Below are 26,083 nucleotides of genomic sequence, written 5' to 3' on the forward strand. Positions count from 1 at the left end.
TCAGCTGTCAGCCATCGGCCCGCACAACGGCCGGCCATCCGAAGCCTGCACGCACGTCCAGGACTCGGGACTGCACGCTCGGGAACAGGTCACGGCTTACAGAGCGTGCACTTCTTCTGGAAGCTGACACCGGCTTGCTCCATCGCCGCCAGGGCCCGTTCCTTGTCCGGGTAGTCGAACCAGCCGCCTTCCCAGAAGTCCTTGTAGACGTGCACGGCCGGCACTTCGGAGCACCGGTCGCGATGCAAGGTGACGCGATCGTTCGACCGCGCGATGTGCACCCAGTACGTCATCTCTCCACCCGCTCACTCGATGAACCGGATTGCCGTCTCGCCGACGGGCGAGACGAAGCCCTTGCATTCGGCGGAAGCCTACCACGCTGAAGAGGGGTCTCGCAACGACGAGAGCCGCCCTGGCCGGGGTCTTGTGAGGGATGCCGAAGAGGCCGGAACGCCCTGCAGATCTCTAGGGCGTGCTAGGGGAGAAGCTGCCACTCATCCTTTTCGATGAACACCTTCGCGCCCGTCTCCAATTTCTTCACGTCGTCCTTGTCGAAGAGACGCATGTACCGCTCGATCCGATCGGGGTCGTCGATCCGCTCTTCCTGCACCATCCCGCTCGCGAGCTTGTATTTCCGAATCAGCAACGGCATGGAAGCCTCCTTCTGGTCGATTGCAAAGCGGGTAAGATACCCGAGGGCCGACGGACCGGTCAAGCGCTTCTCGGCCGGCTGGACCGCACCGGAGCCCAGTTGGCCATGGCGACTGGACGGCGCGTTCAGTTATAATGAGCCACTCACGCCTACGTAGGAAGGAGTTCCCCATGCCGCTGTACGAGTACCGTTGCGAGGCCTGCCAGGAACGCTTCGAGATCAATCAATCAATCACGGCCAGGGCCGAAGACACCGTGTGCCCGCATTGCCGAGCCCAGAAAGCCACGCGGTTGATGTCGGCATTCGCCTCGAAGATCGTAGGGGATCACAAGCCCGGATTTTCGGAGATGAAGGCGTACGACATGCAGAAGGAGCGCCTCAGCAAGTTCAGCAAGCTGCCGCCCGCCTTCGGCAAGCGGACGCCCCCTCCCCCGGTGTCCGATCTCTTTACCGGAAACCCGACGCCGAAGAATTCCGGGTCCGGCTCATCGTGACTGTGAGACGCCTCGCTCGGGAGTGGATCGTGACGATTCTTCTGTTGATCCTCAGCCTGCTGATTCCCCTGCCCGCTCAGGCCGGTGATGCGTCCGGACAGATCGTGATCGCCGGCAACGGCCCGGAACAAACGATGATCGAGCAGTTGGCCCGGGCGTTCGAGAAAGCCAATCCCCGCGCCTACGTCGATATCCTCTGGGATGACAACTCCAAGCCCGTCGAGCTGGTGAAGTCCGGGCAAGCGCAGATCGCCGTCGCCGGTAAGGAGGTCCCGGATCTGCACTCGACGCAGATCGGCTGGGACGGGATCGCCATCATGGTCAACCTGTCCAACAACACCAAAGAGCTCACGACTCAACAGGTGGCCGATATTTTCTCCGGCAAAGTCAAGTCGTGGTCGGAGCTCGGAGGCCCGGAGACCAAGATCCTCGTCATCGATCGCCCCCGCAACCGTAACATCAAGGACACGTTCGAGCAGCAGATCGGCTTGACGGGAAAGATCGCCGACGGGGCGAAGGTGATCGGGCCGGACGACAAAGCCATCAAAGCCGTGGTCGGCACGCTGCCGCCGCTGTCCCCGGTCACCTACATCTCGCTTGGTCCCGCGCTGGAGGCCGTCAACTCCGGCGTCGCGGTGCGCCTCTTGCCCGTCGACAAGGTCGAGCCGGAGGAGCCGCCGGTCAAGGACGGCCGTTACAAGCTTCGGCGGCCCGTGTTGTTGCTGATGCCGAAGTCACCGAATCCCACCGCCGAAGCCTTCGCCGCGTTCGCCTTGTCGAAAGAAGGCCAAGCGATCATCGATAATGAAGGGTATACCCCGCTCGGCCAACAGAAATGATCGCGACATCATCGACGTGATGCTCCATCATCCTTCATTGACTAGAGGAGGCTCTATGCGTGGTTCAGTGATCATCAGCGCGGCGCTGGCGCTGTTCTTCGCCGGAATGCCGGCGGCAGGCTGGAGCCAGGGGTCGGAGATGGAAGGATCGGGCTTCGGGGCCTACGATACGGAGTCGATCAAGGGCGTGGATGAGAGCAAGGTCAACGCCGACCCCGTCTGCGACCGAAGCAAACGCCCCCGTATCATCAAAGTCGAACCGGATGAAGCCAAGCCCGGCGAGAAGGTCACCATCAAGGGCGAGAACTTCGGCACGAAGGAGTGCCTCCATGGGGTCACCTTCAGCTCCGATGGCGGCGCCAAGGTCAACTACACGTACATCAACGACAGCACGATCGAGGCGACGGTTCCTGACACCAAGGCGGGGATGAGCTTCATCATCGTGGTATCCGGAGGCGGGAGCGCCCAATCGAAGCCGGTGCTGATCAAGAGCAAATAGTTCGAATCAATCCGGCAGGCGGACGCTGTTTCGCCTGCCGGCCGCTCGCGTGCCCCTGCCCCCTGATCGCCTCCCTCCGAACCGCCGCGAGACGCTCTGCCGAGCCGAATCGTGCCCGCCGTGTGGAGACGCGCCCCGTCAATTTCACCCGCCCACCCCAGGCGCGCCGAGACGCGCCCCTTCCCGAGTTCACCCGCCCACCCCGGGCACTCCAGTTCCACCCGACCCAGCCCCGAGCCGGCCTAGACCGGCTCCTGCCCCGTTGGACGCGCCCCGTCAATCAATTTCACCCGCCCACCCCGGGCGCGCCGAGACGCGCCCCTTCCCGAGTTCACCCGCCCACCCCAGGCGTTCAGTTCCACCCGACCCGGCCCCGAGCCGGCCGAGACCGGCTCTTTCCCGTAGACGCGCCCTTTCCGAGTTCACCCGCCCGCCCCTTTCGTCCTCGACAAATTTCAAACCCTTGTGGTAGCTTACACGGCTCTACCGGTTGGAAGCGGCTGAATTCCTAGGAATTACGCCCTGATGTTCAAGAAAATTCTGGTGGCCAACCGCGGCGAAATCGCGATGCGGATCATCCGCGCGTGCCGCGAGCTCAACATCGCCACCGCGGCGATCTACGCCGAGCAGGATTCGACCGGGATCTACGTCAAGAAGGCCGACGAAGCGTATTTGGTCGGCCCGGGTCCGGTGCAAGGTTTTCTCGACATGCATCAGATCGTCGACCTGGCCCACCGGATCGGCGCGGACGCCATCCATCCCGGCTACGGCTTCCTGTCCGAAAATGCGGAGTTCGCCCACCTCTGCCAGGCCTCCGGCATCACGTTCATCGGCCCGTCGCCCCAGGCGATCCATCTCATGGGCAGCAAGATCAAGGCCCGTGAGCTCGCGAAGAAGGTCGGGGTCCCCGTCGTCCCCGGCAGCGAGGGCACGATCGTCAGCGCCGACCAGGCGGTGGCCTTCTGTCGTCAGATCGGCTACCCGGTGATGATCAAGGCGAGCGCCGGCGGCGGCGGGCGCGGGTTGCGGATCGTGCGGTCCGACGACGACCTCTGGAGCAACATGGAAACGGCGTCGCGCGAGGCGTCGGCCGCGTTCGGCGACGGCAGCCTGTTCATCGAAAAGTACATCGAGCGCCCGCATCACATCGAATTTCAAATCCTGGCCGATAAGCACGGCCACGTCATCCATCTTGGTGAACGGGACTGCTCGATTCAGCGGCGGCATCAGAAGCTCATCGAGATCGCCCCCTCGCTGGTCCTGACCCCCGCCTTGCGGGCCGAGATGGGCCAGGCCGCGATTGCGATCGCGAAGGCGGTGGATTACGACAACGCCGGGACGGTGGAGTTCCTGCTCGATCAGGACGGCAAGTACTACTTCATCGAAATGAACCCGCGGATTCAAGTCGAGCACACCGTGACGGAGCAGATCACCGCCGTCGACATCGTCCGCTCGCAGATTTCCATCGCCGCCGGCCGGCCGCTCGAGATCACGCAGGACGACGTCGTGTTGCAGGGGCACGCCATTCAGTGCCGCATCAACGCCGAGGATCCGCGGAACCAGTTCCGGCCCTCCACGGGCACGATCACCGCCTACCTCTCGCCCGGCGGCATCGGGGTCCGCATCGACGGAGCGGTCTATAAGGACTACACGGTGCCCCCGTACTACGACGCGCTGCTCGCGAAGCTCACCGTGCGCGGTCGCACGTGGGACGAGACGGTCAGCCGGATGCACCGGTCGCTCGAGGAATACGTGCTGCGGGGCGTCAAGACGACGATTCCGTTCATGAAGACGATCATGCAGGAACCGGACTTTCGCGCCGGGCGCTTCGATACGTCCTACTTGGACACCCACCCCGGCCTCTTCGATTACGACGAAAGCATCGACCCCGAGGATCTCGTGCTGGCGATCTCCGCCGCGATCGCGGCCTACGAGGGCCTATGAGGACGTCGCCGACCAGATGGACGATGGCGCCGTCGAGCGCCGGAGGGTGAGCGCGATCTGACCATGCCGATTCGACGATCCAAGAGAGCCAAGCGTCCGCTCGAGCGCGCGGCCAGCCGAACGCGCGGCCGTCCCGCTACGAAACCGGGACGCCAATTGCGGGGCCTCGACCTCACGGCGGCGCCGGCCAAGCGCCTCCAGATCACCGATGTCGTCCTTCGCGACGGCCATCAGTCCCTGTTGGCGACGCGCATGCGCACCGAGGACATGCTGCCGATCGCGCAGAAGCTGGATGCCGTCGGGTATTGGTCGCTGGAGGTGTGGGGCGGCGCCACCTTCGACACGTGCTTACGGTTCTTGAAGGAGGACCCGTGGGAGCGCCTGAGGGCCCTGCGGGCCGCCATGCCGAAGACCCGGCTGCAAATGCTGCTCCGGGGCCAGAACATCGTGGGCTATCGGCACTATGCGGACGACGTCGTGGATCGGTTCGTCGAGCGGGCGGCGGCGAACGGCATCGACGTCTTCCGCGTGTTCGATGCGCTCAACGACCTGCGGAACCTCGAGCGCTCCATGCGCGCGGTCAAAGGCTGCGGGAAGCACCTGGAAGCGACGATCTGCTACACCACCAGCCCGGTGCACACGTTGGAGCGGTTCGTGGACCTCGCCAAGCAACTCGAGGACATGGGCACGGATACGCTGTGCATCAAGGACATGGCGGGCCTGTTGGCGCCGATGGACGCCTATCAGCTCATGAAGCGGCTGAAGGCCGCCGTGCGCGTCCCCATCCATCTGCACACCCACTACACCTCCGGCATGGCCTCCATGTCCGCGCTGATGGCGATCCTCGGCGGGCTCGATATTCTGGATACCGCCATCTCGCCGCTCGCCGGCGGCACGTCGCATCCGCCGACGGAGACCTTGATCGCCGCCCTTCGCGGCACGCCGTACGATACCGGGCTGGAGTTGCCGAAGTTCACGCCGATCGCCGATCACTTCCGCGCCGTCCGGAAAAAGTACCATCAGTTCGAGAGCGATTTTAACGGCGTGGACGCCGAGATCCTCAATTCACAGATCCCCGGAGGGATGCTCTCCAACCTCGCCGCACAGCTCGCCGAGCAGAACGCTCTGGACAAGATGAAGCAGGTGATGGACGAGATCCCGCGCGTCCGAGCCGACATGGGGTATCCCCCGCTGGTGACGCCGAGCAGTCAGATCGTCGGGACTCAGGCCACGCTGAACGTGCTGACCGGCGAGCGCTACAAAGTCATCACCACCGAGACGAAGAACTATTTCTTGGGCCTGTACGGCCGCCCGCCGGGGGCGCTCAACCGCGAGGTGCTCGCACGGGCCGTCGGCGACGAGGAACCGATCAAGGGGCGGCCGGCGGACCGCCTGGACCCGGAGCTCGAGAAGGCCAAGAAGGAGTTGGGGGACAAAGCCGCCTCGATGGAGGACGTCCTCTCGTTCACCTTGTTCCCCTCGATCGCCGGAGACTTTTTCGAAGAGCGCGCGCGGGGTGAGCTCAAACCGGAGCAGTTGGTGCCGGCGCCGGAGAAGGGGCCCGCGGTCGCGCACGAGCTTCACCTGGCCCCCGTGGAATTCAACGTGACGGTGCACGGCGAGACGTACCATATCCAGGTGTCGGGATCCGGCCGCAAGACCGACGGCCGGAAGCCGTACTACATCCGGGTGAACGAGAAGCTCGAAGAAGTTCAACTCGAGCCGATCCAAGAGGTCTTGGCCGGGGTACCGGAGACGCAGGACACGGGCCCGCGCCAGGGGCCGAAGCGACCGCGGCCGTCGAAGCCGGGGGACGTGGCGCCGCCGATGCCCGGCCGGGTCGTCAAGGTCCTCGTCTCGGTCGACGATCAGGTCAAGCAAGGCGATCCGCTCCTGATCATCGAGGCGATGAAGATGCAGAGCCGGGTGCCGGCCCCGATCGGCGGGACGGTCCGGGCCGTCTACGTGAAGGATGGCGACGACGTCAAGACCGACGAGACGCTGATTCAGTTGGAGTAGCGCGTTGGATCGGCCGGACGCGCCCCTCTGGTGGTTTCTTCCCTCCCTCGCATTTCCGGTGGTCTTGGCTTTCCTGCTCTCGGCCTGCCGCAGCCACACCGACATCCCGGCCTGGTTCGACGGGATCCAGCGCCAGCCCCTGAAGACGATCCTCGTGCAGGGTCATCGCATCGCGTACCTGGACGCCGGGGACGGCCCGCCGGTGATCCTGGTGCATGGCTTCGGGGGATCGATGTGGCAATGGGAGTACCAGCAGGAGCTGGCCTCGACCCACCGCGTCATCACGTTGGACTTCCTCGGGTCGGGCCTCTCGGACAAGCCCGACCTCGCCTATACGCCGACCGAGCTCATCGAATTCCTGCGCGCGTTCATGGATGCGCTGAACCTGCCGCACGCGGCGCTCGCCGGCAACTCGATGGGCGCAGGGATCGTGATGGGGATGGCGCTCACGTACCCGGAGCGTGTCGATCGGTTGGTGCTGATCAGCGGACTGCCCGACCGTGTCCGCGACAGGCTGACGAGCCCGCTGATCAAGAAAGCCCTCGACAACTGGCTCCCGGTGTGGATGGTCAACCTCGGCAACCGCCTCTCGGGCCGTTCGGTGACGCGCCGGGTCCTCAGTGAGATGGTCTACGACGAGTCGCTCCTGACCCCGCTCGTCATCGATCGGTCCAATCGCAACCGCAAGCGGCCGGGGCTCCTCAAGCCCATCCTCACGATGGCGAAGCATCTCCCTCTCTGGGAGGAGGGGCTCGCGCGTCGGATCCACGAGATTCGCCACCCGACCCTCGTCGTCTGGGGAGACAAGGATGAAGTCTTCCCGCCCGGCGTCGGCGAGGACCTCCATCGACGGATCGCCGGCGCACGATTCACGCTCGTCCCCGCTGCCGGGCACATCCCCATGTGGGAGCGGCCGGAGCTCGTCAATCCCGAGCTCAGGCGCTTTCTCCAGCCGTGACGTGCGCGCCTTGACTTGCACGCCGGCCTCGTGACACGGTAATTGCCGTGAGATCCTGAGGAAGGAGGAGGACCCATGAACAAGACACTGCTCGCCCTCGTCGGTCTGATCGCCATGACGAGCGCCGGCTGTACGATGAGCTTCAACCGTTCCGCCGCGGACGGCTTCACCTATCAGAACATCCCGGTGGCCACGTCGACGGCGACGCCCGGCGAGGGCCACACGGTGACCTTCAAAGGCACGCCGCTGCCGCTCGAGGGGCCCGGCATCACGATCGGCGAGCCCTTGCGCGACGCGCGACTGGCCAAGGACGACCTCTCGCTCGTCAACATCGCCGACACCAAAGGGAAGGTCCGGATCATCAGCATCGTGCCCTCCCTCGACACGAAGGTGTGCGAGCAACAGACGCACTACCTGAGCGAGAAGAACAAGGGCTTGGATCAGCGAGTTCAACTGATCACCGTCAGCGTCGACACCCCGTTCGCGCAGAGCCGGTTCGCGAAGGAAGCGAAGATCAACAACGTCCTGTTCCTTTCGGATTACCGTGGCGCCGAGTTCGGCAAAACGTACGGTCTCCTCGTGAAGGATCCGCACGTCCTGGCCAGGACGGTCATGGTCGTGGATCGAGACAACGTCGTCCGCTATTTGCAGGTCACGCCCGAGCTTGCCCAACTCCCCGACATGGAGGCGGCCTTTCAGGCGGCGCAGCGGTTGGTCCAGGGATAATCGAAGAAGGTTACGGGTGAGGCTCAGGTTGAGGACGGATCGGGCTGAGCCGAGAAGAAAGAGGGGATAGGAAGAAGGGTGAGGGTGAGGCTCGAGGTTGAGGACCGATCAGGCTGGGGCAGGAGGAAAGGAGCGGAGAAGAAGGTCGAGGTTCAGGCTAAGGTTGAGCACGATTCAAGCTGGGGCGCAAAGAAGGGATGAGAAGAAGGCTCGGGCGGAGAAGAAAGTGAGCTGATCACTCGGCGTCGGAGGAAGTTCTCGTACTGCCGCTATTGCCAGATTGCGGTGCTGCGGTATGCTTCTCACTGGGAGACGTTCCTCACCCTCATCCTTAACCTGAGCCCGCTCCACGATGGCGCACTATGAGATGCTGGTGATCGGCACCGGCCCCGCGGGCCAGAAGGCTGCGGTCCAGTCGGCCAAGCTCGGCAAGAAAGTCGGCATCATCGAGCGCAAGCAGACGGTCGGCGGCGTCTGCATCAACACCGGCACCATCCCGAGCAAGTCCCTGCGTGAAGCCGTCCTCTACCTCTCCGGTCTCCATCAGCGCAGCCTCTACGGCGAGAGTTATCGGTTGAAACGGGACATCACGATGGAAGACCTCGCCTTCCGCTGCCAGCACATCATCACCGAGGAGATCCACATCATCGAGCACCAGATGGCGCGCAATCACGTAGACCTGATCCATGGGACTGCGGCGTTCGTGGACGCGCATCGCCTGGCCATCAGCCGCCCGGACGGCACCGTCATCGAGCATACGGCCGATCACATCGTGATCGCGGTGGGAACGCGGCCGGCCAGGCCGGCGGAGGTCCCGTTCGACGGTCGCACCGTGATCGATACCGATGAATTGCTGACGCTCAAATCCCTGCCCAGCTCCCTGGTCATCGTCGGCGGCGGCGTCATCGGCTCCGAATACGCCTCGATCGTCGCGACCATGGGCATCAAGGTGATGCTGATCGATCAGCGTCCTCGTTTACTGGAATTCGCCGACGGCGAGATCATCGAAGCGCTCCAATTCAACATGGTGAAAACCGGCGTGAGCCTGTATCTGAACGAACAGGTCGTCCGCATCCGTAAGGTGGCCGACGGACAGGTCGCACTCGACCTGAAGAGCGGCGAGCAGTTGTCGGCCTCGACGGTGATGTACTCCGCGGGGCGCGTCGGGGCGAGCGACGGCCTCAACTTGAAGGCGGTCGGCATCGTTCCGGACGCGAGGGGCCGCCTCAAGGTCAACGAGCACTTTCAGACCGCCGTGCCCCACATCTATGCCGCGGGCGACATCATCGGCTTTCCCGCCCTCGCCTCGACCTCGATGCAGCAGGGCCGGTTGGCCGCCTGCCATGCGTTTGGGCTGCCCTGCGAGGTCAAGTCGCAGTTGCTGCCGTTCGGCATCTATACGATTCCCGAAATTTCCATGGTCGGTCCGACCGAGGAGCAGTTGGGGCAGGACAAGGTTCCCTACGAGGTCGGGATCGCACGCTACCGGGAAATCGCGCGCGGCAAGCTGATCGGGGACGAGATCGGCATGCTGAAGCTCCTCTTCCACAAACAGAGCCGCAAGCTCCTGGGCGTCCACGCCATCGGCGAGGGCGCCACCGAGTTGATCCACATCGGACAGGCGGTGATGGCGCATGAGGGAAAAATTGATTACTTCGTCGACAACGTGTTTAATTACCCCACCTTAGCGGAATGCTACATGGTCGCCGCGCTGGCCGGCTTGAATCGACTGCCGCGCCCCTGGCTTCCACAATCCCTGGCGACCACGCAAGTCGGCACCGCCTGACCCTCAACGGTCCTCATCGTCGGCATGGCCAAGAAACCCAGCCGCAAGGCGTCCTCAGCCTCCGTCCCGCGTCCTCCCCGTCCCCGTGAGGCCGGCGGAGCACGTCCCCGCCCGCCACGGCCCTTGGTCACGCTCGCGCTCGAATGGTTCCTCAACCCCGATCATCTTCCGTTCGTCGTCGCCAAGGAGCACGCGTTTTTCCGGGACGAGGGCCTCGACCTGTCCATCGTCGTCCCGACGGTCCCGGAGGAGTCGCTGGACCTCGTGGCCCGAGGCAAAGCGGACTTCGGCGTCGGCGAGCAGACCAACCTGATCAAGGCCCGCGCGCACGGCGCCCCGCTGATCGCCATCGGCCCGGTGTTGAACGACACGGTCGTCTGCTTGATGTACCGGAAGGACGGCCCGATCCAACGCTTGGAAGACCTGCGCGGTCGCCGCATCGGCTGGCCCGGGCTCGAGATCGATCTCCCCGTGCTCGGGACCATGTTGAACGCCGCCGGCCTGACGCACGACGACATCCACCCCGTCGATGTCGGGTTCGCCTTGACGGACGCGCTGCTGTCGGGCCGGGCCGACGCGGTATTCGGGGCGTTCGTGAATTACGAGCAGGTCGAGGCACAGCTCCGGGGAGCGGCCATCGAGTTCGTCAGCCCCACTCGGTTCGGAGTCCCGCCGCTCTATCAACTCGTCCTCTTCACCTCGGACACCGTGCTGCGGCGACGGCCGGATCTCGCGCGCGGCTTCGCTCGCGCCGTGTCGCGCGGGCTCGCCTTGACCCATGAGCACCCGCACGAGGCGTTGGGCCTCTATCTCAAGGCCCATCCGCTCGCCGATCCGGCGCTCTCGGCCAAAACGTTTCAGGCCACGCTGCCGTACCTCCCCGAAACCTTGGACCAGGACGCGGACCGGTGGCAGAGGGTGCAGGACTGGCTGATCGCCCGAGGCGTCATCTCCCGGCCGATCCCGCTCCACCGCTTGTTTACGAACGCCTGCGTCCCGCGCAAGGGCTGAGTCACCCACTGGAGGAGAACCAATGTCGTTCAGCGACCAGCTTCGAAAACGCGCGCGGGCGATGTGGGACGCGCAATTGACTCATCCCTTCGTCGTCGCATTGGGCAACGGCACCTTGCCCGAGCGGAAGTTCAAATACTACATCCTCCAAGACGCCCGGTTCCTGGGCGACCTGGCCCGGGTCTTCGCCGCCGGAGCGCAGCGAGCGCCGGACGCGGAGTCGGCCTTGCGCTTCGCCAAGCTCGTCAACGAGACGATCATCACCGAGCGCGGGCTGCACGAGCGGTACGGCAAGCAGTGGAAGATGACGCCCAAAGCCATGGCCTCCGTCCCGATGGCGCCGACGAACTATGCGTACACCCGTCATATGCTGAGCGTGGCGCACACCGGGACGGCGGCTGAAATCACCGTCGTCGCGCTCCCCTGCGCCTGGATCTACTGCGTCGTCGGCCGACATCTCTTGCGCCACGGCCCGCCCAAATCTTCTCATCCCTATCGGGACTGGCTCCTGCTCTACGCCTCTCCGGAATTTGCGGAAGTACAGCGGTGGATGCGGGCGAAGGTCGACCAATGGGCCTCTGAGGCGGGCCCCGCGGAAAAGCGCCGGATGGAAGAGGCCTTCGTCATCAGCTCGCGCTACGAGTGGATGTTCTGGGAGATGGCGTGGAAGGAAGAGACGTGGCCGGTGTGATGCGGCGGGTCCTGTCGCGGACCAGCCCGGCCGTGCTCACTCCCGCGGATAAAGGTGGCGGCGGGGGCGGGGGCGCCTCTCCGCTCATGGGGCAGCGCACCGGGGGCTGATCGGACTTCCGCTTGGCGGATCAACTCGCGGTTTCCCCTGCTTCGCAGGAATACCGCTTCGGACAGGATCCGCCACCGCCGCAGCGGCGGTCGCTCCAGGTCGAGATCATTGACGCCCCCGATGCGCTGAGCACGCTTCGAGCGCACCCCGCCCCCGCCGCGATGGTGTTTGATGGAGCCCCACGAGAGAGAAGGTGACAATGGCGGCCTAGCGCCCCCGGTCGGCGCCGCCCGCCTGCTGGTCCCGGCCCGAAGGATGAGCACGCGCGGATGAAGGGGGTCAGCAGGCTGCACGACTCATCCCGCCTCGATGACGATTACTTACTGACGTGTTTGACAACGGCCAGTGAGAGAAGGTAAGGGTTCTCGGCTGTCACCACAAGCTGAGCCGGGAGCACAGCGGGAGAGCAGTCGCATGAGCGGTCAGCGTAGACAGGACAATTGATCACCAAAGCGGTGGCCCTATGGCGTTGAAACAAGTTCTCACCATCGCCGGCTCCGATTCGGGCGGGGGCGCCGGCATTCAGGCGGACATCAAGGCGATGTCGGCGAACGGCGTGTTTGCAATGTCGGTGATCACGGCGATCACGGCGCAAAACACGGAAGAGGTGACGGAGGTCTTCGAGCTGCCGGCCTCGATCGTCGAGGCGCAGTTGGACGCGGTGTTCGACGATTTCGAGGTCGCGGCGGTCAAGACCGGTATGCTGTCCTCGGCCCGGATCGTGACGACCGTGGCGAAGATGTTGCGGCCGCAGAAGGTGGTGAACCTCGTCGTCGATCCCGTCATGGTGTCCAAGAGCGGGCATGCGCTGCTCGAGCCCGACGCCGTAGAGGCGCTCAAGCGGGAGCTGATCCCGCTCGCGCTCGTCATCACCCCGAACGTTCAAGAGGCCGAGCGGCTGTCCGGCATGGCGATCAAATCGCTGGCCGAGGCGCGCCAGGCGGCGAAGGTGATCCACCGGCTGGGCTGCAAGAACGTCCTCATCAAAGGCGGCCACCTGCTGGCCGAACGGGCGACCGATCTGCTCTACGACGGCCGGTTCTTCAACATCTATAAGGGCGAGTACATCGACACGCCGCACACGCACGGGACCGGCTGCACGTATGCCTCCGCGATCGCCGCGCAGCTCGCCCGGGGCAAGTCGCTGCCGGAAGCCGTACAGACCGCGAAGGCGTACGTCACGGAGGCGATTCGGCACGGTCTCGCCATCGGTCACGGCAAAGGTCCCACCAACCACTTCTATTTCCTGCCTCAGTAGCCAGGAGGTGACATGAGGCACCTGCTGTTTCGTCCGCCGATGTTCTTGTTGGCCGGGTTTTTCTGGCTCTTCCTCTCGTCGATCCTCGGATTGGCCCTCTTCCTCGGCATCGTCACGGGAAGGCCGCTCCCGCCGGTCCTGCGTCTCATCCATGTGCACAGCGCCTTGGTCGGCGGGGTGGCCCAAATGATCCTGGGGGCCATGCTCGCCTTCATTCCTCCGCTGCTGATGACGGGCCGAACCCGGCCTGAAGCGCATCCCGTCCTGTTCACGCTCATCAACCTGGGGACGATCGTCATCCTGATCGGCTTCGGCCTCCATGACTACACGTTCGTCGGCATCGCCGGCGGGGTCATCCTCGTGGCATTCCTCACGCTGTTTCTCGACGCCGTCCGCCAGTCGCGATCGAGCCTGGTCTCGCCGCCCCTCAATCTCTGGTTCTACGGCGTCGCGCTCGTCGCGCTCCTTGCCGGCTTGGGCATGGGCGAAGGGATCGCCCTGCGCCTGTTTCCCTCGACCTTCGTGGGACAGGGACGGCTGGCGCACATCCACCTCAATCTCCTCGGCTTCGTCACGCTCACGATCATCGGGACGATGCACAATCTCTTTCCCACCGTGCTCAATACCCGCCTTCATAGCGCCCGGCTGGCGCAATGGACGTTTTTCTTGCTCCCCACGGGGATAGCGGTCCTCGTCCTCGGGTTCCTGACCGGCTCGACGTGGATCCAGATCGGCGGCGGGACCGTCGTGCTCTCGGCGGTCGTCCTCTACGGGATCAACATCTTCAAGACATGGACGGCGGCCGGACGACCCGGCGGGATCGTCTCCGACCATTTCCTCCTGGCCACGCTCTTCCTGTTGCTGGTCGTCCCTGTAGGGATCCTCGTGAGCGTCAATTCGCTGTGGGACCCGCCGGCGGTTCCCTTCGGCACCTTGCATCTCGTGGCTTACTCGCACCTCGCGCTCGTCGGCTTCATCGTTCAGACGATCATCGGGGCGCTCTCGCATCTCTTGCCGATCGGTCTCGCGCTGAACCGGGTGCCGAGCAACAAGAAGCGGGGGCCGTACCTCGCCCATCTGACCCGGATCGCGGAACGGTGGAGGATCACGCAGGTGAGCGCGGTGACGTTCGGCACCTTGGGACTCGCGATCGTGGCCGCTCTGGTCTGGCAGTTCAACCTGGGCTCCGTCACCGTCCAGGTGGCCGGGTGGATCAGCGCCGCGCTCTTGCTGCTCGGCCTCGGGCTGTTCGGCGCAAAAGTCGCCCTCCTCATCGCAGAGCCGCCGCCCGCGTGATCCATGTCCGCCGCCTTCATCCTCTACAGCGATTTCAACTGTCCGTTCTGCTACGCCTTCCAGGAACGGCTTGCTCTGATGGGAGCCGCCGCGCGGGTCGAGTGGCGCGGTGTCCAGCACGCGCCCCGGCTTCCCCTCCCCATGGTGACGGCGGGCCCGGCCTTTGCCCGAGAACTGGAACGGGAAGTGGCCGCAGTCCGGCGTCTGGCCCCGGAGATTCCGATTGCGCTGCCGCAAGGCAAGCCGAACACCGGTCCTGCGATTCAGGCCGTCGCGACCGCCTGCTTCCAGGACGCCCGCCGGGCCGAAGCGCTCGCGACCTCGTTCTATCGGGCGTTCTGGCGGGACGGAAAGGACATCTCGGATGCACAGGTGATCTCAGCATTGACAACGACGGCGGGCTTTCCGGCCCTCACGCCGACGACGGAGGCCAAGCGGACCGCGGGCCAGTGGTACGCGGCCTGGCTGGAAGAAGGCCGCGGCAGCGTCCCCGATCTCATCCGCCGTGACGGTGAAGCCTTGACCGGCCTCGTCGCTCCCGATGTCCTCGAGCGCTTTCTCTTCGCGTGGTGATGTCTATCAGGCGAGGGCGGAGGGTGTTAGAATGCGAAACATGGAACACGCCGTCACGTTCTACGATGCCGAGGGTCACCGCATTGCGGGTCTGCTCTCCACGCCTGCCGTCTCGACCGATCGCGTCGCCGTCCTCTGTCACGGCTTTCTTTCCTCGAAGCAGAGCACGACGAACAAGACGCTCACCCGCCTCTTGAACGAACGGGGCATCGCCACGTTCCGGTTCGATTTTTTCGGACAGGGCGAGAGTCAAGGGCCGTTCGAGGACATCACCGTGAGCGTGGCGCTCGGTCAGGCTTCAGCGGCGCTCGACCTGGTGCGTGAAAAGGGGTATCGGCGGGTCGCCCTGATGGGCTCGAGCTTCGGGGGGCTCGTCGCAATCCTTACGGCGGCCCAGCGCCGCGACCTGGCCGCACTCGCGCTCAAGTGCCCGGTGCCGGACTTCCCGGAGACGCTCCGGCTCGAGTTCGGCGTCGCGGGCATGCAGCACTGGAAGGAGTCCCACGAGGTGCCGGACGTGACCGGCGGCCCGGGGCTCGTCCGGTTGAAGTACCGACTCTATGAAGATGCGCTGACGTACGACGCGTACAAGGCGGCCGAGTCGATTCAGGCGCCGGTCCTGATCGTGCAGGGCGACTGCGACGAACTGGTCCCGCTGCATCAAAGCTGCCGGGTGTTCGAAGCGGTGCGGACGGAGAAGCACCTGGAGATCATCCCGGGGGCCGACCATGGATTTACAAAGGGTGACGACTTTCGTAGGATGACGACGCTCATCGCCGAATGGTTCGTCAAGCACTTGGGATAGGACGTTGAGTCAGTTAGGTCGGTTGAGTCCGTTGTGTCCGTTGACTCGTAACGGACCGAACCGACTAAACGGACTAACCCGACCAAACTGACCTAACGGACTCAACGGTTGTTTGCGTCTCTAAGGTGTTGCCATGCCGGGCATGTTGCGTGAAGAGCAGCTCGAAGTCCTGAAGGTCCTGTACCCCTGGTACAAGGAAGAGGTGTTCCGGCGGCGTGAGCAGATGATGCGGCTGACGGCGTTCGCGAGCGCGTTTCTCGTGCTGCTGCTCGTGACGATGCTCGCCGTGCCGGCCCGCCCCCGCCCCGACTTCACGACGGCCCTCTTTGCGATCACCGGCGTGGCGCTGTTCTCCGCGGTCTTCGCCTATCTCATCCTCCAGCAGCGGAGCCGGCACCGCATGGCGAAGCAGGCGCTGATCGAAATCGAGCGGATCCTGGGGCTCTACGACCAAGACCTCTATATCCTCGGCAAGACCCTCTATCCCGAGGATTGGCAGACTCAGTGGCTGAGCGACCGGAGCGTGACCATCTATCTGGTCGTGCTCACCGCGCTGACGGTGCTGGTCATTGCCGCCGTCCTCCTCCGGCCGTAACTCCTCGGCACGTCTTCTTCAACCTTAGCCTGAACCTTGTATCTTTCACCTGATCTTTTACTATGACGCGAGCATGAACCCCGGACGTGATAGGCCGATGAACCTTCGGTCCCGTAGACCGTGGTTGAGCGTGGTCGTCACGTCCTTGCCTCCCCAAGCTCGTACAGTTGCCTGGGCCGTGAGCCCGCATCGTGGCAAGGCCGAGCGAGTCGGAGGCCTTCACGAGGAGGAGCACCCATGACTGACACGCCTCGCTTTGTTGGCATTGACGTCTCCAAGGAGCAGCTTGACTGCGCCGAGCGGCCGTCGGGGGCGCGGCAGGTGGTGCCGTACACCGAGGCCGGTCTCAAGGCGTTGGTGGAGCAGTTCCAAGCCGCGCGTCCGGTCGCCATCGTGGTCGAGGCGACGGGGCGCCTCGAACTGCCGCTGGTGAGCGCCCTGGCGGCTGCGGGGCTGCCGGTCTGCGTCGTCAATCCGCGGCAGGTGCGCGATTTTGCCAAAGCCACCGGGCGGTTGGCCAAGACCGATGCGCTGGACGCCGCCGTCCTGGCGCAGTTTGCCGAAGCGGTCCGGCCGGCGCCCCGGCCGATCGCCGATCAGGCCACCCAGGAGCTGCGGGCGCTGCTGACCCGCCGGCGGCAGCTCCTGGACATGCGGACCGCCGAGCAGAACCGCCTGGGGACGGCGCCCCGGCGTGTGCAGCGCCAACTCGAGGCCCATCTCGCCTGGCTGGACCGCCACCTTGCCCAGGTCGATGAGGAGCTCTCGCAGTTGATCCAGTCGCTGCCGCTGTGGCGCGCAAAGGAGGATCTGCTGCGCAGCGTGCCGGGCGTTGGCCCGGTGATGAGCCGCACGCTCCTGGCGGAACTCCCGGAACTCGGCACCCTGAGCCACAAACACCTGGCGGCCTTGGTCGGGGTGGCGCCGCTCAACCGCGACAGCGGCACGCTGCGCGGCCGGCGCACCTGCTGGGGCGGCCGCGCCCCCGTGCGGCAGGTCCTCTATATGGCGACGCTGGTCGCGGTGAAGTGGAATCCGGTGATCAAGGCGTTCTATGGCCGACTCCGGGCCGTCGGCAAGGCGCCCAAGGTCGCCCTGGTCGCCTGCATGCACAAGCTCCTGACCATTCTCAACGCGATGGTCAAACATCAATCACCGTGGCGAGTCAGCTCGCCCGCTTGACAATCAAGACAGTTGCTCAACCTCAACCTTCGCCTTTGGCGCAGCGGAAGCCGATGTAGCTGTTCCGGGTGTTCGGCGGGAGCTTGAAGCGCCCAAACGTGAGGAGATATTTCGGCAGCTCCGACCACGCGCCTCCGCGGAGGACCTTGAACATGCCGTGCTCCGGCCCTTGGGGATTGCGCTCGGGGCTGGCCTCGTAGTAGCTCGCGCCGTACCAATCCTGTACCCACTCCCAGACGTTTCCCGCGAGATCGTGCACGCCGTACGGGCTCTTCCCTTTCTCGTAGCGCCCGACCGGCATGAGCGTTTGCGCATAACTGAACCGCGCGCCGATCGCGAAGTTCGCCAACTCGGGCGTCGGGTCGTGGTTCCCCCAGGGATAGCGCCGCTCGTCGGTTCCCCGTGCCGCTTTTTCCCATTCGGCCTCCGTCGGCAGACGCCGGCCGGCCCACCGACAATAGGCCTCGGCGTCCGCCCAATCGACCCCGATCACCGGCCGGTCGCCGTGCTGGGTGAGGTCCACCGTCTCCCAGAACAGCGGCACGGCCCGCCGGGTCTCCTTGAGGAACGCGGCGTAGCGCGCGGTCGTGACCTCGTAGAGGTCGATCCAATACACGTCCAACCAGACGCGATGGCGCGGTCGTTCGTCCTCCAGACCCCGGAGGCCGTCGACGCCCATCCAAAACTCACCCGCTGGAATCAGCACCATCGGCGCCTCGGCGGGCTGAGCCGGCGGCGCCTCTTTCTTGAGTTGCCGGAGACGATCGAGTTGGGCATGGGCCGGGACGAGCCCGGCGGTGACGGTCAGGACCAGCAGCAGGGAGGCGAGGATGAGCACGTGCATCGGCGGGGCGACGGTTCAGGGCGACGGCTTATCGAGCATCCAACACCTCGCGGATCTTCCTGGTCAAGGCCAGCGGGCTGAACGGTTTCTGGAGAAACGCGACGTCGGAGTCCGCGACCGCGCTGTGCAGGGCGGCGTCGTCCGTGTAGCCGGACATGAACAGCACCTTCGGAGTCCCCGGCTCGCCGGACAATCGCTCCGCCAGCTCGCGGCCGCTCATCCCGGGCATGACGATATCGGTCAGCAGGAGCTGGATCTCCCCGGGGTGTAAACGACAGATGCGAAGCGCTTCCTCCCCGTCCGACGCTTCCAGGACCCGGTAGCCGTTCAAGCGAAGGAGGTTCTTGAGAAAGCCTCTGACGCCCTGCTGATCCTCCACCACCAGGACGGTCTCGGAGCCCTTTTGCGGCTCCTGGGCCTCCCGTCTCTCGGGGGGCGCATCGACGGCCGCCTCACTGACCGGGAGGTAAATGATGAAGCTCGTCCCTCGGTCCGGCTCGCTCTCCACCGTGATCGCGCCCTGGCTTTGCGTGACGATGCCGTAGACCGTCGCGAGGCCGAGCCCCGTCCCCTTCCCCTGATCCTTGGTGGTGAAGAACGGCTCGAACAGGCGCGCCTGAGTGACGTCGTCCATGCCGCAGCCGGTGTCTCGAACGGTCAGGCGGACGTATGGTCCGGGCGCCAACCTCCCGAGCCCTTCGCAGGCCGTCCCATCGGATCGGACGTGCGCCGTTTCGATCCGGAGCAGGCCGCCGTCGGGCATTGCATCACGCGCGTTGATGGCGAGATTCAAGAGCACCTGTTCGAGCTGGCCCGGGTCCGTCTTCACGAAGGCCGGCCGAGGGTCGAGCGCCGTCTCGAGGACGATGTGTTCGCCGATGAGCCGCTGGAGCATATCGAGCAGATCGGTGATCACGGCGTTGAGGTCGAGCACCTCCGGGCGCAGCACCTGCTGCCGGCTGAACGCCAGCAACTGCCGCGTGAGCGCCGATCCCCGGTCGCCCGCGAGCTTCACCTGCTCGGCGTATTTCCAGAGCGTCTCGTTGCCGCGCAGGTGGTATTGGAGGAGCTCGCTATACCCCGAGATGACGGTCAAGAGATTGTTGAAGTCGTGCGCCACGCCCCCGGCCAGGCGACCGATCGCTTCCATTTTCTGCGCCTGCCGGAGCTGCTCTTCCAGGTACTTGCGCTGCGTGATGTCCAGGGCGATGCCCGCCAGGACCTTCTTGCCCGACCCGTCTTTGAAGGGAAACTTCAAGACGAGCCAGTGTCGGAGCGTGCCGTCGGCGGCCGGAGCCACCTCCTCCAGCTCGACCGGCTTGTCGCCCTGCAACACCATCCGATCGGTCTCGCGGAACTGCCGTGCGATGTCCTCCGGCCACAGCTCGGCATCGGTCTTCCCGATCCAGTCCCCGACCGGCTTTCCAAAGCACCGGGCGAACGGCTCGTTGACGTACAGATGCCGGCCCTCCTCATCCTTGATGAACGCGATCGCCGGGCTATGATTCATGAACACTTGGAAGCGCTCCTCGCTGGCTCGCAACGCCTCCTCGGCCTGTTTTCGATCCGTGATGTCGATGGAAATACCGCCGACGAGCATGACGCCGCCCGGCCGCAGGATCGGAAATTTGGTGACGAGCCCCACGTGCGGGCCGTCCTGGAGCAGGAAGGTCTCGGTCGTCCGGATCTCGTGGCCGCTCGCCAGGACCCTCCGGTCGTTCTCCACGAACTGGTCAGCGATGTCGGGCGGGAACACGTCGTGGTCGGTCCTTCCGAACCAACGCGCGGAATAGAGGGAAAACACCGACTCGAAATATTTGTTGGTGTAGAGATACCGGCCCGCGGCGTCCTTGATCCAGGCAAATCCCGGCAGATTGTCCATGAAGGAGGTGAACTGCTCTTCGCTGTGCCGGAGCGCCTGCTCGGCGCGCGTCTGCTCGGTGACGTCGCGCGCGAGGATCAGCTCGGCTCGGCGATCGCCGAAGGCCATCGTGTGGCCGGCGATCTCGACGTCGATGATCGTCCCGTCCTTCTTGCGGTGCCGCCAGAGCCCGGCATGGCCGTATCCCTCCTTCTCCCTCGCCACGCTCCGGAGCAGCGAGGGGACGTCCTCCGGAGGACGGATGTCCCGGATCGTCATCGCGAGAAACTCGTCGCGCGAGTAGCCGTAGTGGTACACGGCCGCCTGGTTGACCTCGAGGAACGCGAGCGTGTCCAGATCATAGACCCACATGGGATTCGGATTGCGTTCGAACAGGAGCCGATACCGCTCTTCCGAGGCCCGCAACGCTTCTTCGCTCCGCCGGCGATCGGTGATATCCATGGCGATGCCGATCATCCGCACCGGCGTCCCGGAGACACTCCGGTACAGCTTACCCTTCATGGCGATCCAGTGCACGGTCTCATCCCGCCACCGCGTTCGGAACTCGACGGCGTACTCGGTGTCGTGCCGGAGCACCTGCTCGACGGCCCGTGCGACCCCGTCGCGATCATCCGGATGGACGGCATCGAGAAACGCCGCGTACGTCACCTCGCTGCCCCCGGGCAGACCGAACAGCGGGGTCAGGTTGTCCGAGCACGTCACCCGGTCAATGACGATGTCCCAGTCCCACGTTCCGAGATTGGCCGCATCCATTGCCAGGCGGAAGCGCGCTTCGCTCTCACGGATGATCTTGTCGGAGCGCGTGAGCTCATCGGCCTGCCTCCGCAGCTCGGCGACGGTCTTGGCGAGCTGGTCCGCCTGCACGATGACGGTCTGCTCGTGGACCGCCAGGAGCTGCTCGAGCGCCTGGGCTCGGGCTTTCAACCGTTCCATCTCCCGGCCGATGTTCCCGGCGCCGCTCTCCGTCGGCCGCGGCTCGTTCATGAAATGTACGTCGCCTCCCCTTCGAACGGCAGCAGGGCGATCTTCGAGCAGAGCGCGATGGTCTTGAACAGGTCGGCGACCTCCCGGGACACCGTCACCCTGGCAAAGAGGATGACGGCGAAGATCTCGCCGGACGGCAGCAGGCTCCCGAACCCCAAGACCGAGCGGACCCCGTAGGGCACGACGAACTCCTCTTGAAGCGGAATATACGGGCTGTCGGACGCCTCGGCGACGTGGAACACGTTGAAGGCGGTCTCGTTCCGATCGACGAGGAGCTCGGACCCCGGCTGGAACCAGGCGCCGACGTCGACGCCGAACTGGGTGAGGAGTTGGGAGAACATGGGAAATTGCGCGACGAACTGGTCTCCCACGATGGGAATCGCCTTGAAGCGCGCCGAGTGCTCCCGGCTGTTCCACTCCGGCTGTTGCCCGGCGCTCGCCATGAGCACGAAGCACTTCCGATGGGGCTCGATGGGCGTTCCATTCACCTTGCGGGAGGCAAATTGCTGCAAGGCGGGACTGATCCGGTCATAGCGATGCGTTTTGAAGAACCGCACCAGCAGGCAGGCGGGCCGGCCCGCGGCATCGAGGAGATGATCCCGCAGATACCGGACGATCCGGCCCGCGACATCGTCGAAGGAGGTCGCCTCGCTCCCGAGCCTGCGGATCGCCGCTCCGCACTCGGTCATCTCCTTCAAACCGAACTGCTCGAGGGGATACATCCTATGGTCCGGGTCCTCGATCGGCTCGGGCCTCATCTGGCCCCCGACGACGGCGTGTGCGGCGTCACGCCTGCGGTTGGGCGGCCCGCCGGCGGCGCATCCACCCCCTCACTGAGCATAGCCGCCCACGATCCAATGCCGGTCGTCGAGGACGTCGACGAGGAGACGCGTCAGGTTCATTTCCGCAAGCTGGCCGGCCACCTCGTCTTCGGTGAACGCGGCCCGCAAGGAGTTGAAGAAATCACGCCGGAGAATCGCCGGCTCACCCGCCGCGTAGCGATCGACGATCGCCTGCGCGGCTTCCGGAGAGTCGGGGCGGATCAGGTCCATGATGAGGACGAGCCCGCCCGGCTTCGTCCATCGCTTGACGGCATACCAGAACTGCAGGGGATTGGCGAGATGATGCAGCAGGCTGTTGGAGATGACGGCGTCGGCGGGCTCCGGTAGGCACAAGCTCTGGACCCGCTGGCATTGCACCGTGATCCGGTCCGCCAGCTCGGCCTCCTCGACCGCCCGTTCCGCCAGACGGACCATGGGCGGGGAGGCATCGATGCCGGTGACTCGACAACCGGGAAGCGCCCGAGCGAGCCTGATCGGGATATCGGCGGGACCGCATCCGAGGTCGAGGACGTGGCCGGCCGTGAAATCGGGATAGGCGGCGAGGAAATAGTCGACGAAGGCCTGATTCTCGTGGCTGAAGTCGGCGGCCGCGTACGCCGCGGCCTGCTCGGGATCATCCATGACCTCCGGTTCCAGCTCCCGCAGCATCCCTACCTCATTGGTGACCTTAATCCTGCCATAATTTCAAGAAACGACAAGTGCCAAGTGGACGGTCCTTCCCCACATTCACCCCTATTCCTGCTAGGGGCAAACAGGCGGTGACGTCGCCGCCGGGCGCCGGAACGAGAGCGCCAGCCAGCCGTCGCGCGCCTGGAGCCACGAGGCCGCGAGCCCGACCTCGGCGAAAGCGGCGACGATCTCCTCCCGATCGCCCTCCAAGACGCCCGAGCAGGCGAGCCGTCCGTCGGCCGTGAGCACCGCGGCCAAGGAGGCACGCAGGTCCAGGAGGGTCCGGCGATCGAGATTCGCCAGCACCAGATCATACTCCCGCCCCCAATCCGTCCCCGTCCGCAAGGTCAATTCGGGACCGAACCGATTGTCGACCGCGTAGCCGTGCGCACAGTCGACCGCCACGGGATCGGTATCGACACCCACCGCCCGGGCGGCCCCCAGTCGCAACGCCACCATGGCGAGGATCCCGCTCCCCGTCCCCACGTCGAGCACGCGCTCGCCGCCGCGCACGTGGGCCTCGAGCCATTCCACCAACAACTGAGTGGTCGCATGGTGGCCCGTGCCGAACGCTTGCTTGGGATCGAGGATCAACTCGACGTCGCCGGGATGGAGCGACGCCGCCGCCCAGCTCGGCCGGATGACGATCCGGCGACCGATGCGGAACGGCTGGACCGACCGGGCCCAGACCGCATTCCAATCCTGGTCGGCAAGCGTCTCGATCGCGATGGGGAGATCCGCTGCGCCGGCCGTGAGTCGGTGCAGCGCGGCTTTGAGACCGTGCAGCCGATCGGGATTCCAGTGCTCGCGCGGCCAGTACAGATGCACGGCGTCCTGGTCCTGCCAGGCGCCGGACAGCGCGGGGTCTTCGAGCAGCCCCATGAGCTCGCCCGCATCGACCTGGCCGGTGATGCGGACGTCGATCCATTCGCGCGCCGGGGCGTTCCGGTTGACGCGCTCAGGGTGAACGGGTAAGGTCGTTTTCATGTCGGAGACGACGTCAGGAGACGCCCGCGAACGCCTGTTGCGGCGCACGTTGGCGCGCCTCGATCGGCTGCTCGCGCAAGGGGCGGCGGTCAGCAGCCGCTACACGCGTTGGCGCCTGGCGATCTTCCTCACCGGCGCCGCGGTCTGCATCACATTCTTTCATCAGCGGTGGTTTCACCTGGGGAACGCGTCGCTGGTCCTGTTCCTCGCGATCTTCTTGATCGTCGCGCGCTATCATAGCAGGCTCGAGGACCGGTTGCAGCGCCTGCGCGGCTGGCGGCACCTCAAAGCCGTCCATCTGGCCCGCCTCCATCTGGACTGGCCGGCCATCCCGTTTCGGCCGGTCCCGGTCCCCGAGGGCCACCCCTACGCGCGCGATCTCGATCTGGTCGGGCCGCATTCCTTGCTCCATCTGCTCGACACGACCCACTCCAGCAACGGGCGCCGGCGACTGGCCGCCTGGCTGCTGGAGCAACCGCCGCCGCCCATCGAGTGGACGGCGCGGCAGGCGCTCATCCGGGAATTGACGGGACTCCCCTTGTTCCGCGACCGCCTGGCCCTGGAGGCCATGCGCGTGAGCGAAGCGGAGTTGGACGGCGATCGGATTCACGCGGCCCTCACGCCGCCGATCGGCTTTCCGTTGCTCATCCCGCTCCTCGGCATTCAGGCCCTGCTCGCCGCGGCGACGCTCAGCCTGGCCTCGGCGGCCGCGATCGCCGGCGTCCCTCAGTACTGGGTCCTCACCTTCGGCCTCTACGCGGCGATCTATTTCTTGTCGTCGGACCGCATCGATCCCGTCTTCGGGCGAGCCCTCTCGCTGCATCAAGAGCTGGACAAGCTCGGCGCGGTCTTCCGCTACCTCGAACGCCGCCGCCACCTGACGCCGGCACTCGCGGACCTCTGCCGCGGGCTGACGACGGGCCGAGCCAGGCCCTCCGCCGCCATCGGCCGCCTCGCTCGGGTCGCACAGGCGTTGAGCATTCGTGCGCATCCGCTGGTGCACCTGGCCGTCAACGCCGTGGGCCCGTGGGATCTCTTCTTCACCCACCGTCTGGAGCGCGTGCGGGCCTCGGTGCTCCAACACATGCCGGGCTGGCTCGAGACGCTGGCGCAGCTCGACGCGGCCGCCGCGCTCGGCAACTTCGCCTACCTCCACCCCGCCTACGTTTGGCCGGCGGTCCGGTCCACCGAGGAGCCGGCCCGCAACGGCCATGGTCCAGGGGTCGCCGCCAAGGCCCTCGGGCATCCGCTGCTCCCCGCCGCACAACGCGTCGCGAACGATCTTCACCTCACCGGGGTTGGGACCGTGCTCCTGGTCACCGGCTCGAACATGTCCGGCAAGAGCACGTTTCTCCGCACGCTGGGCATCAACACGTGCCTCGCCCAAGCCGGGGGGCCGGTGTGCGCCGCCTCGTTCGAATGGACCTGGTTGCGGATCCGGTGTTGCATCCGGGTGGACGACTCGCTCGAAGCCGGCCTGTCGTTCTTCTACGCCGAGGTCAAACGGCTCAGGCAGATCCTCGACGCCGCGCGGGACTGGCGAAGCGCGCCGGTCCTCTTCCTCATCGACGAGATCTTCAAAGGGACGAACAATCGCGAACGGCTCATCGGAAGCCGCGCTTACATCCGTGCGCTGGCCGGCGGCCATGCCCTCGGGCTCGTCACCACGCACGACCTGGAATTGGCGGAGCTCGACGGCACGGTGCCGGGGCTGAAGAACGCGCACTTCCAGGAAACCGTCGCAGCGAATCAGCTCCGGTTCGATTATCTCCTGCGGCCGGGGCCGTGCCCCACCACGAACGCGCTGCGGATCATGGCGCTGGAGGGGTTGCCGATCGCCGAGGGCCGCGAGCCCGAACGCCCACCCGGCGAAGGCCCGGCACAGCCGGATCGGTGAGAAGAACCCTGTAGGCGCCGCCCGTCTTTACTGTCCCGGGCAGGGGCTGCTACCGTGAAGGCAAGGCTTTCACATGGCGAGGATGACGAGGATGAGGAGGCGATCATGAGAACGACCTGGCTGGGCGCTGGCCCGCTCATCGTGCTGCTCGCGCTCTCCGCGTGCACGCTGCGCGGGACGACTCAACAGATTACCGACACGACCCAGAACACCACGGTGAGCACGTCCGGACGGTCCTGGTTCACCGAAGACGGACTGGTGCGGCAGGGTGAGGCGGCGCAGGCGTTTGCCGCGTTGAACCGGGACAACCTGACGCAGGACATGGCGGCGGGCGGCGGCGAATATCTCGCCTCGCTGGGCGTCCTGTTGGGCGTCCCCGACAATGAACAGGCCGCATTCTTCCAGTCGGCCCAGAGAGACTACGGCCGCACAGGGGTCGAGCCGGCCCCCGCCGACCTGTTGGCCCGGCTGAGCCGGCACTGAGACCTACCCGCACCTCCTTGGCCTCGCAACGGAGGATGACTCGGACAGATACCAAG

At 65.5% G+C, this 26,083-nt stretch carries 25 protein-coding genes; 18 read left to right on the forward strand and 7 right to left on the reverse strand.

What is annotated here, in order from left to right; translation table 11 throughout:
- Positions 1-89 precede the first annotated feature (89 nt).
- The gene (locus ACWHYV_RS15600; protein WP_447977415.1) at positions 90-293 is read right to left on the reverse strand and encodes a hypothetical protein; all 204 of its coding nucleotides are present in this window, start codon (positions 291-293) and stop codon (positions 90-92) included.
- Positions 294-475: 182 nt separating this feature from the next.
- The gene (locus ACWHYV_RS15605; protein WP_447977416.1) at positions 476-652 is read right to left on the reverse strand and encodes a hypothetical protein; all 177 of its coding nucleotides are present in this window, start codon (positions 650-652) and stop codon (positions 476-478) included.
- A 170-nt stretch (positions 653-822) separates the two neighbouring features.
- Between ACWHYV_RS15605 and ACWHYV_RS15610 the strand changes: the two genes are divergently transcribed.
- The 16 genes from ACWHYV_RS15610 (at position 823) to ACWHYV_RS15685 (ending at position 17,439) form a co-directional block, all read left to right on the forward strand.
- Entirely contained in the window at positions 823-1,146 is a 324-nt protein-coding gene (locus tag ACWHYV_RS15610) for an FmdB family zinc ribbon protein (protein WP_447977417.1), read from the forward strand.
- Positions 1,147-1,175: 29 nt separating this feature from the next.
- Positions 1,176-1,985 carry a substrate-binding domain-containing protein gene (locus tag ACWHYV_RS15615; RefSeq protein ID WP_447977418.1) on the forward strand — a complete coding sequence of 270 codons (810 nt, stop codon included), beginning with the start codon at positions 1,176-1,178 and terminating at the stop codon, positions 1,983-1,985.
- A gap of 55 nt (positions 1,986-2,040) precedes the next feature.
- Complete coding sequence (locus ACWHYV_RS15620; protein WP_447977419.1) at positions 2,041-2,484, forward strand: IPT/TIG domain-containing protein; 444 nt, start codon at positions 2,041-2,043, stop codon at positions 2,482-2,484.
- A 525-nt stretch (positions 2,485-3,009) separates the two neighbouring features.
- Complete coding sequence (gene accC, locus ACWHYV_RS15625; protein WP_447977420.1) at positions 3,010-4,428, forward strand: acetyl-CoA carboxylase biotin carboxylase subunit; 1,419 nt, start codon at positions 3,010-3,012, stop codon at positions 4,426-4,428.
- Positions 4,429-4,491: 63 nt separating this feature from the next.
- Complete coding sequence (gene oadA, locus ACWHYV_RS15630) at positions 4,492-6,447, forward strand: sodium-extruding oxaloacetate decarboxylase subunit alpha (RefSeq protein WP_447977421.1); 1,956 nt, start codon at positions 4,492-4,494, stop codon at positions 6,445-6,447.
- Between the two features lie 4 nt (positions 6,448-6,451).
- The gene (locus tag ACWHYV_RS15635; RefSeq protein ID WP_447977422.1) at positions 6,452-7,405 is read left to right on the forward strand and encodes an alpha/beta fold hydrolase; all 954 of its coding nucleotides are present in this window, start codon (positions 6,452-6,454) and stop codon (positions 7,403-7,405) included.
- 75 nt (positions 7,406-7,480) lie between these two features.
- Complete coding sequence (gene tpx / locus ACWHYV_RS15640; RefSeq protein WP_447977423.1) at positions 7,481-8,131, forward strand: thiol peroxidase; 651 nt, start codon at positions 7,481-7,483, stop codon at positions 8,129-8,131.
- Between the two features lie 352 nt (positions 8,132-8,483).
- Positions 8,484-9,917: a Si-specific NAD(P)(+) transhydrogenase gene (gene sthA, locus ACWHYV_RS15645; protein WP_447977424.1), complete on the forward strand. Its 1,434-nt coding sequence runs from the start codon at positions 8,484-8,486 to the stop codon at positions 9,915-9,917.
- 24 nt (positions 9,918-9,941) lie between these two features.
- Positions 9,942-10,928 carry an ABC transporter substrate-binding protein gene (locus ACWHYV_RS15650; RefSeq protein ID WP_447977425.1) on the forward strand — a complete coding sequence of 329 codons (987 nt, stop codon included), beginning with the start codon at positions 9,942-9,944 and terminating at the stop codon, positions 10,926-10,928.
- Positions 10,929-10,950: 22 nt separating this feature from the next.
- Positions 10,951-11,619: a thiaminase II gene (gene tenA, locus ACWHYV_RS15655; protein ID WP_447977426.1), complete on the forward strand. Its 669-nt coding sequence runs from the start codon at positions 10,951-10,953 to the stop codon at positions 11,617-11,619.
- Positions 11,620-12,193: 574 nt separating this feature from the next.
- The gene (thiD, locus tag ACWHYV_RS15660; protein ID WP_447977427.1) at positions 12,194-12,988 is read left to right on the forward strand and encodes a bifunctional hydroxymethylpyrimidine kinase/phosphomethylpyrimidine kinase; all 795 of its coding nucleotides are present in this window, start codon (positions 12,194-12,196) and stop codon (positions 12,986-12,988) included.
- A gap of 12 nt (positions 12,989-13,000) precedes the next feature.
- Complete coding sequence (locus ACWHYV_RS15665) at positions 13,001-14,284, forward strand: hypothetical protein (RefSeq protein ID WP_447977428.1); 1,284 nt, start codon at positions 13,001-13,003, stop codon at positions 14,282-14,284.
- Between the two features lie 3 nt (positions 14,285-14,287).
- Entirely contained in the window at positions 14,288-14,857 is a 570-nt protein-coding gene (locus ACWHYV_RS15670) for a DsbA family oxidoreductase (protein WP_447977429.1), read from the forward strand.
- A gap of 40 nt (positions 14,858-14,897) precedes the next feature.
- Positions 14,898-15,662, forward strand: coding sequence for an alpha/beta hydrolase (locus tag ACWHYV_RS15675; protein WP_447977430.1), 765 nt, complete (start codon positions 14,898-14,900; stop codon positions 15,660-15,662).
- Between the two features lie 133 nt (positions 15,663-15,795).
- The gene (locus tag ACWHYV_RS15680) at positions 15,796-16,257 is read left to right on the forward strand and encodes a hypothetical protein (RefSeq protein WP_447977431.1); all 462 of its coding nucleotides are present in this window, start codon (positions 15,796-15,798) and stop codon (positions 16,255-16,257) included.
- A gap of 237 nt (positions 16,258-16,494) precedes the next feature.
- The gene (locus ACWHYV_RS15685) at positions 16,495-17,439 is read left to right on the forward strand and encodes an IS110 family transposase (protein WP_447976880.1); all 945 of its coding nucleotides are present in this window, start codon (positions 16,495-16,497) and stop codon (positions 17,437-17,439) included.
- A 22-nt stretch (positions 17,440-17,461) separates the two neighbouring features.
- On the opposite strand, the gene ACWHYV_RS15690 is transcribed toward ACWHYV_RS15685, so the two are convergent.
- The 5 genes from ACWHYV_RS15690 to ACWHYV_RS15710 form a co-directional block, all read right to left on the reverse strand.
- Positions 17,462-18,283: a formylglycine-generating enzyme family protein gene (locus ACWHYV_RS15690; protein WP_447977432.1), complete on the reverse strand. Its 822-nt coding sequence runs from the start codon at positions 18,281-18,283 to the stop codon at positions 17,462-17,464.
- Positions 18,284-18,311: 28 nt separating this feature from the next.
- Positions 18,312-21,149: a PAS domain S-box protein gene (locus ACWHYV_RS15695; RefSeq protein WP_447977433.1), complete on the reverse strand. Its 2,838-nt coding sequence runs from the start codon at positions 21,147-21,149 to the stop codon at positions 18,312-18,314.
- Positions 21,146-21,907, reverse strand: coding sequence for a hypothetical protein (locus tag ACWHYV_RS15700; RefSeq protein ID WP_447977434.1), 762 nt, complete (start codon positions 21,905-21,907; stop codon positions 21,146-21,148). Before ACWHYV_RS15700 ends, ACWHYV_RS15695 begins: the two co-directional genes overlap by 4 nt.
- A 72-nt stretch (positions 21,908-21,979) precedes the next feature.
- Complete coding sequence (locus ACWHYV_RS15705) at positions 21,980-22,639, reverse strand: class I SAM-dependent methyltransferase (RefSeq protein WP_447977435.1); 660 nt, start codon at positions 22,637-22,639, stop codon at positions 21,980-21,982.
- A 93-nt stretch (positions 22,640-22,732) separates the two neighbouring features.
- Entirely contained in the window at positions 22,733-23,647 is a 915-nt protein-coding gene (locus tag ACWHYV_RS15710) for a 50S ribosomal protein L11 methyltransferase (RefSeq protein WP_447977436.1), read from the reverse strand.
- Between ACWHYV_RS15710 and ACWHYV_RS15715 the strand changes: the two genes are divergently transcribed.
- Both ACWHYV_RS15715 and ACWHYV_RS15720 read left to right on the forward strand, forming a co-directional pair.
- Positions 23,646-25,544 (forward strand): MutS-related protein, encoded by a 1,899-nt coding sequence (locus ACWHYV_RS15715; RefSeq protein ID WP_447977437.1) that lies wholly within the window; start codon positions 23,646-23,648, stop codon positions 25,542-25,544. The genes ACWHYV_RS15710 and ACWHYV_RS15715 overlap by 2 nt on opposite strands.
- Before the next feature lie 105 nt (positions 25,545-25,649).
- Positions 25,650-26,027, forward strand: a complete 378-nt coding sequence (locus ACWHYV_RS15720; protein ID WP_447977438.1) for a DUF3015 family protein — start codon at positions 25,650-25,652, stop codon at positions 26,025-26,027.
- The last annotated feature ends 56 nt before the right edge of the window (positions 26,028-26,083 follow it).

Source organism: Candidatus Nitrospira bockiana, from assembly GCF_965152565.1.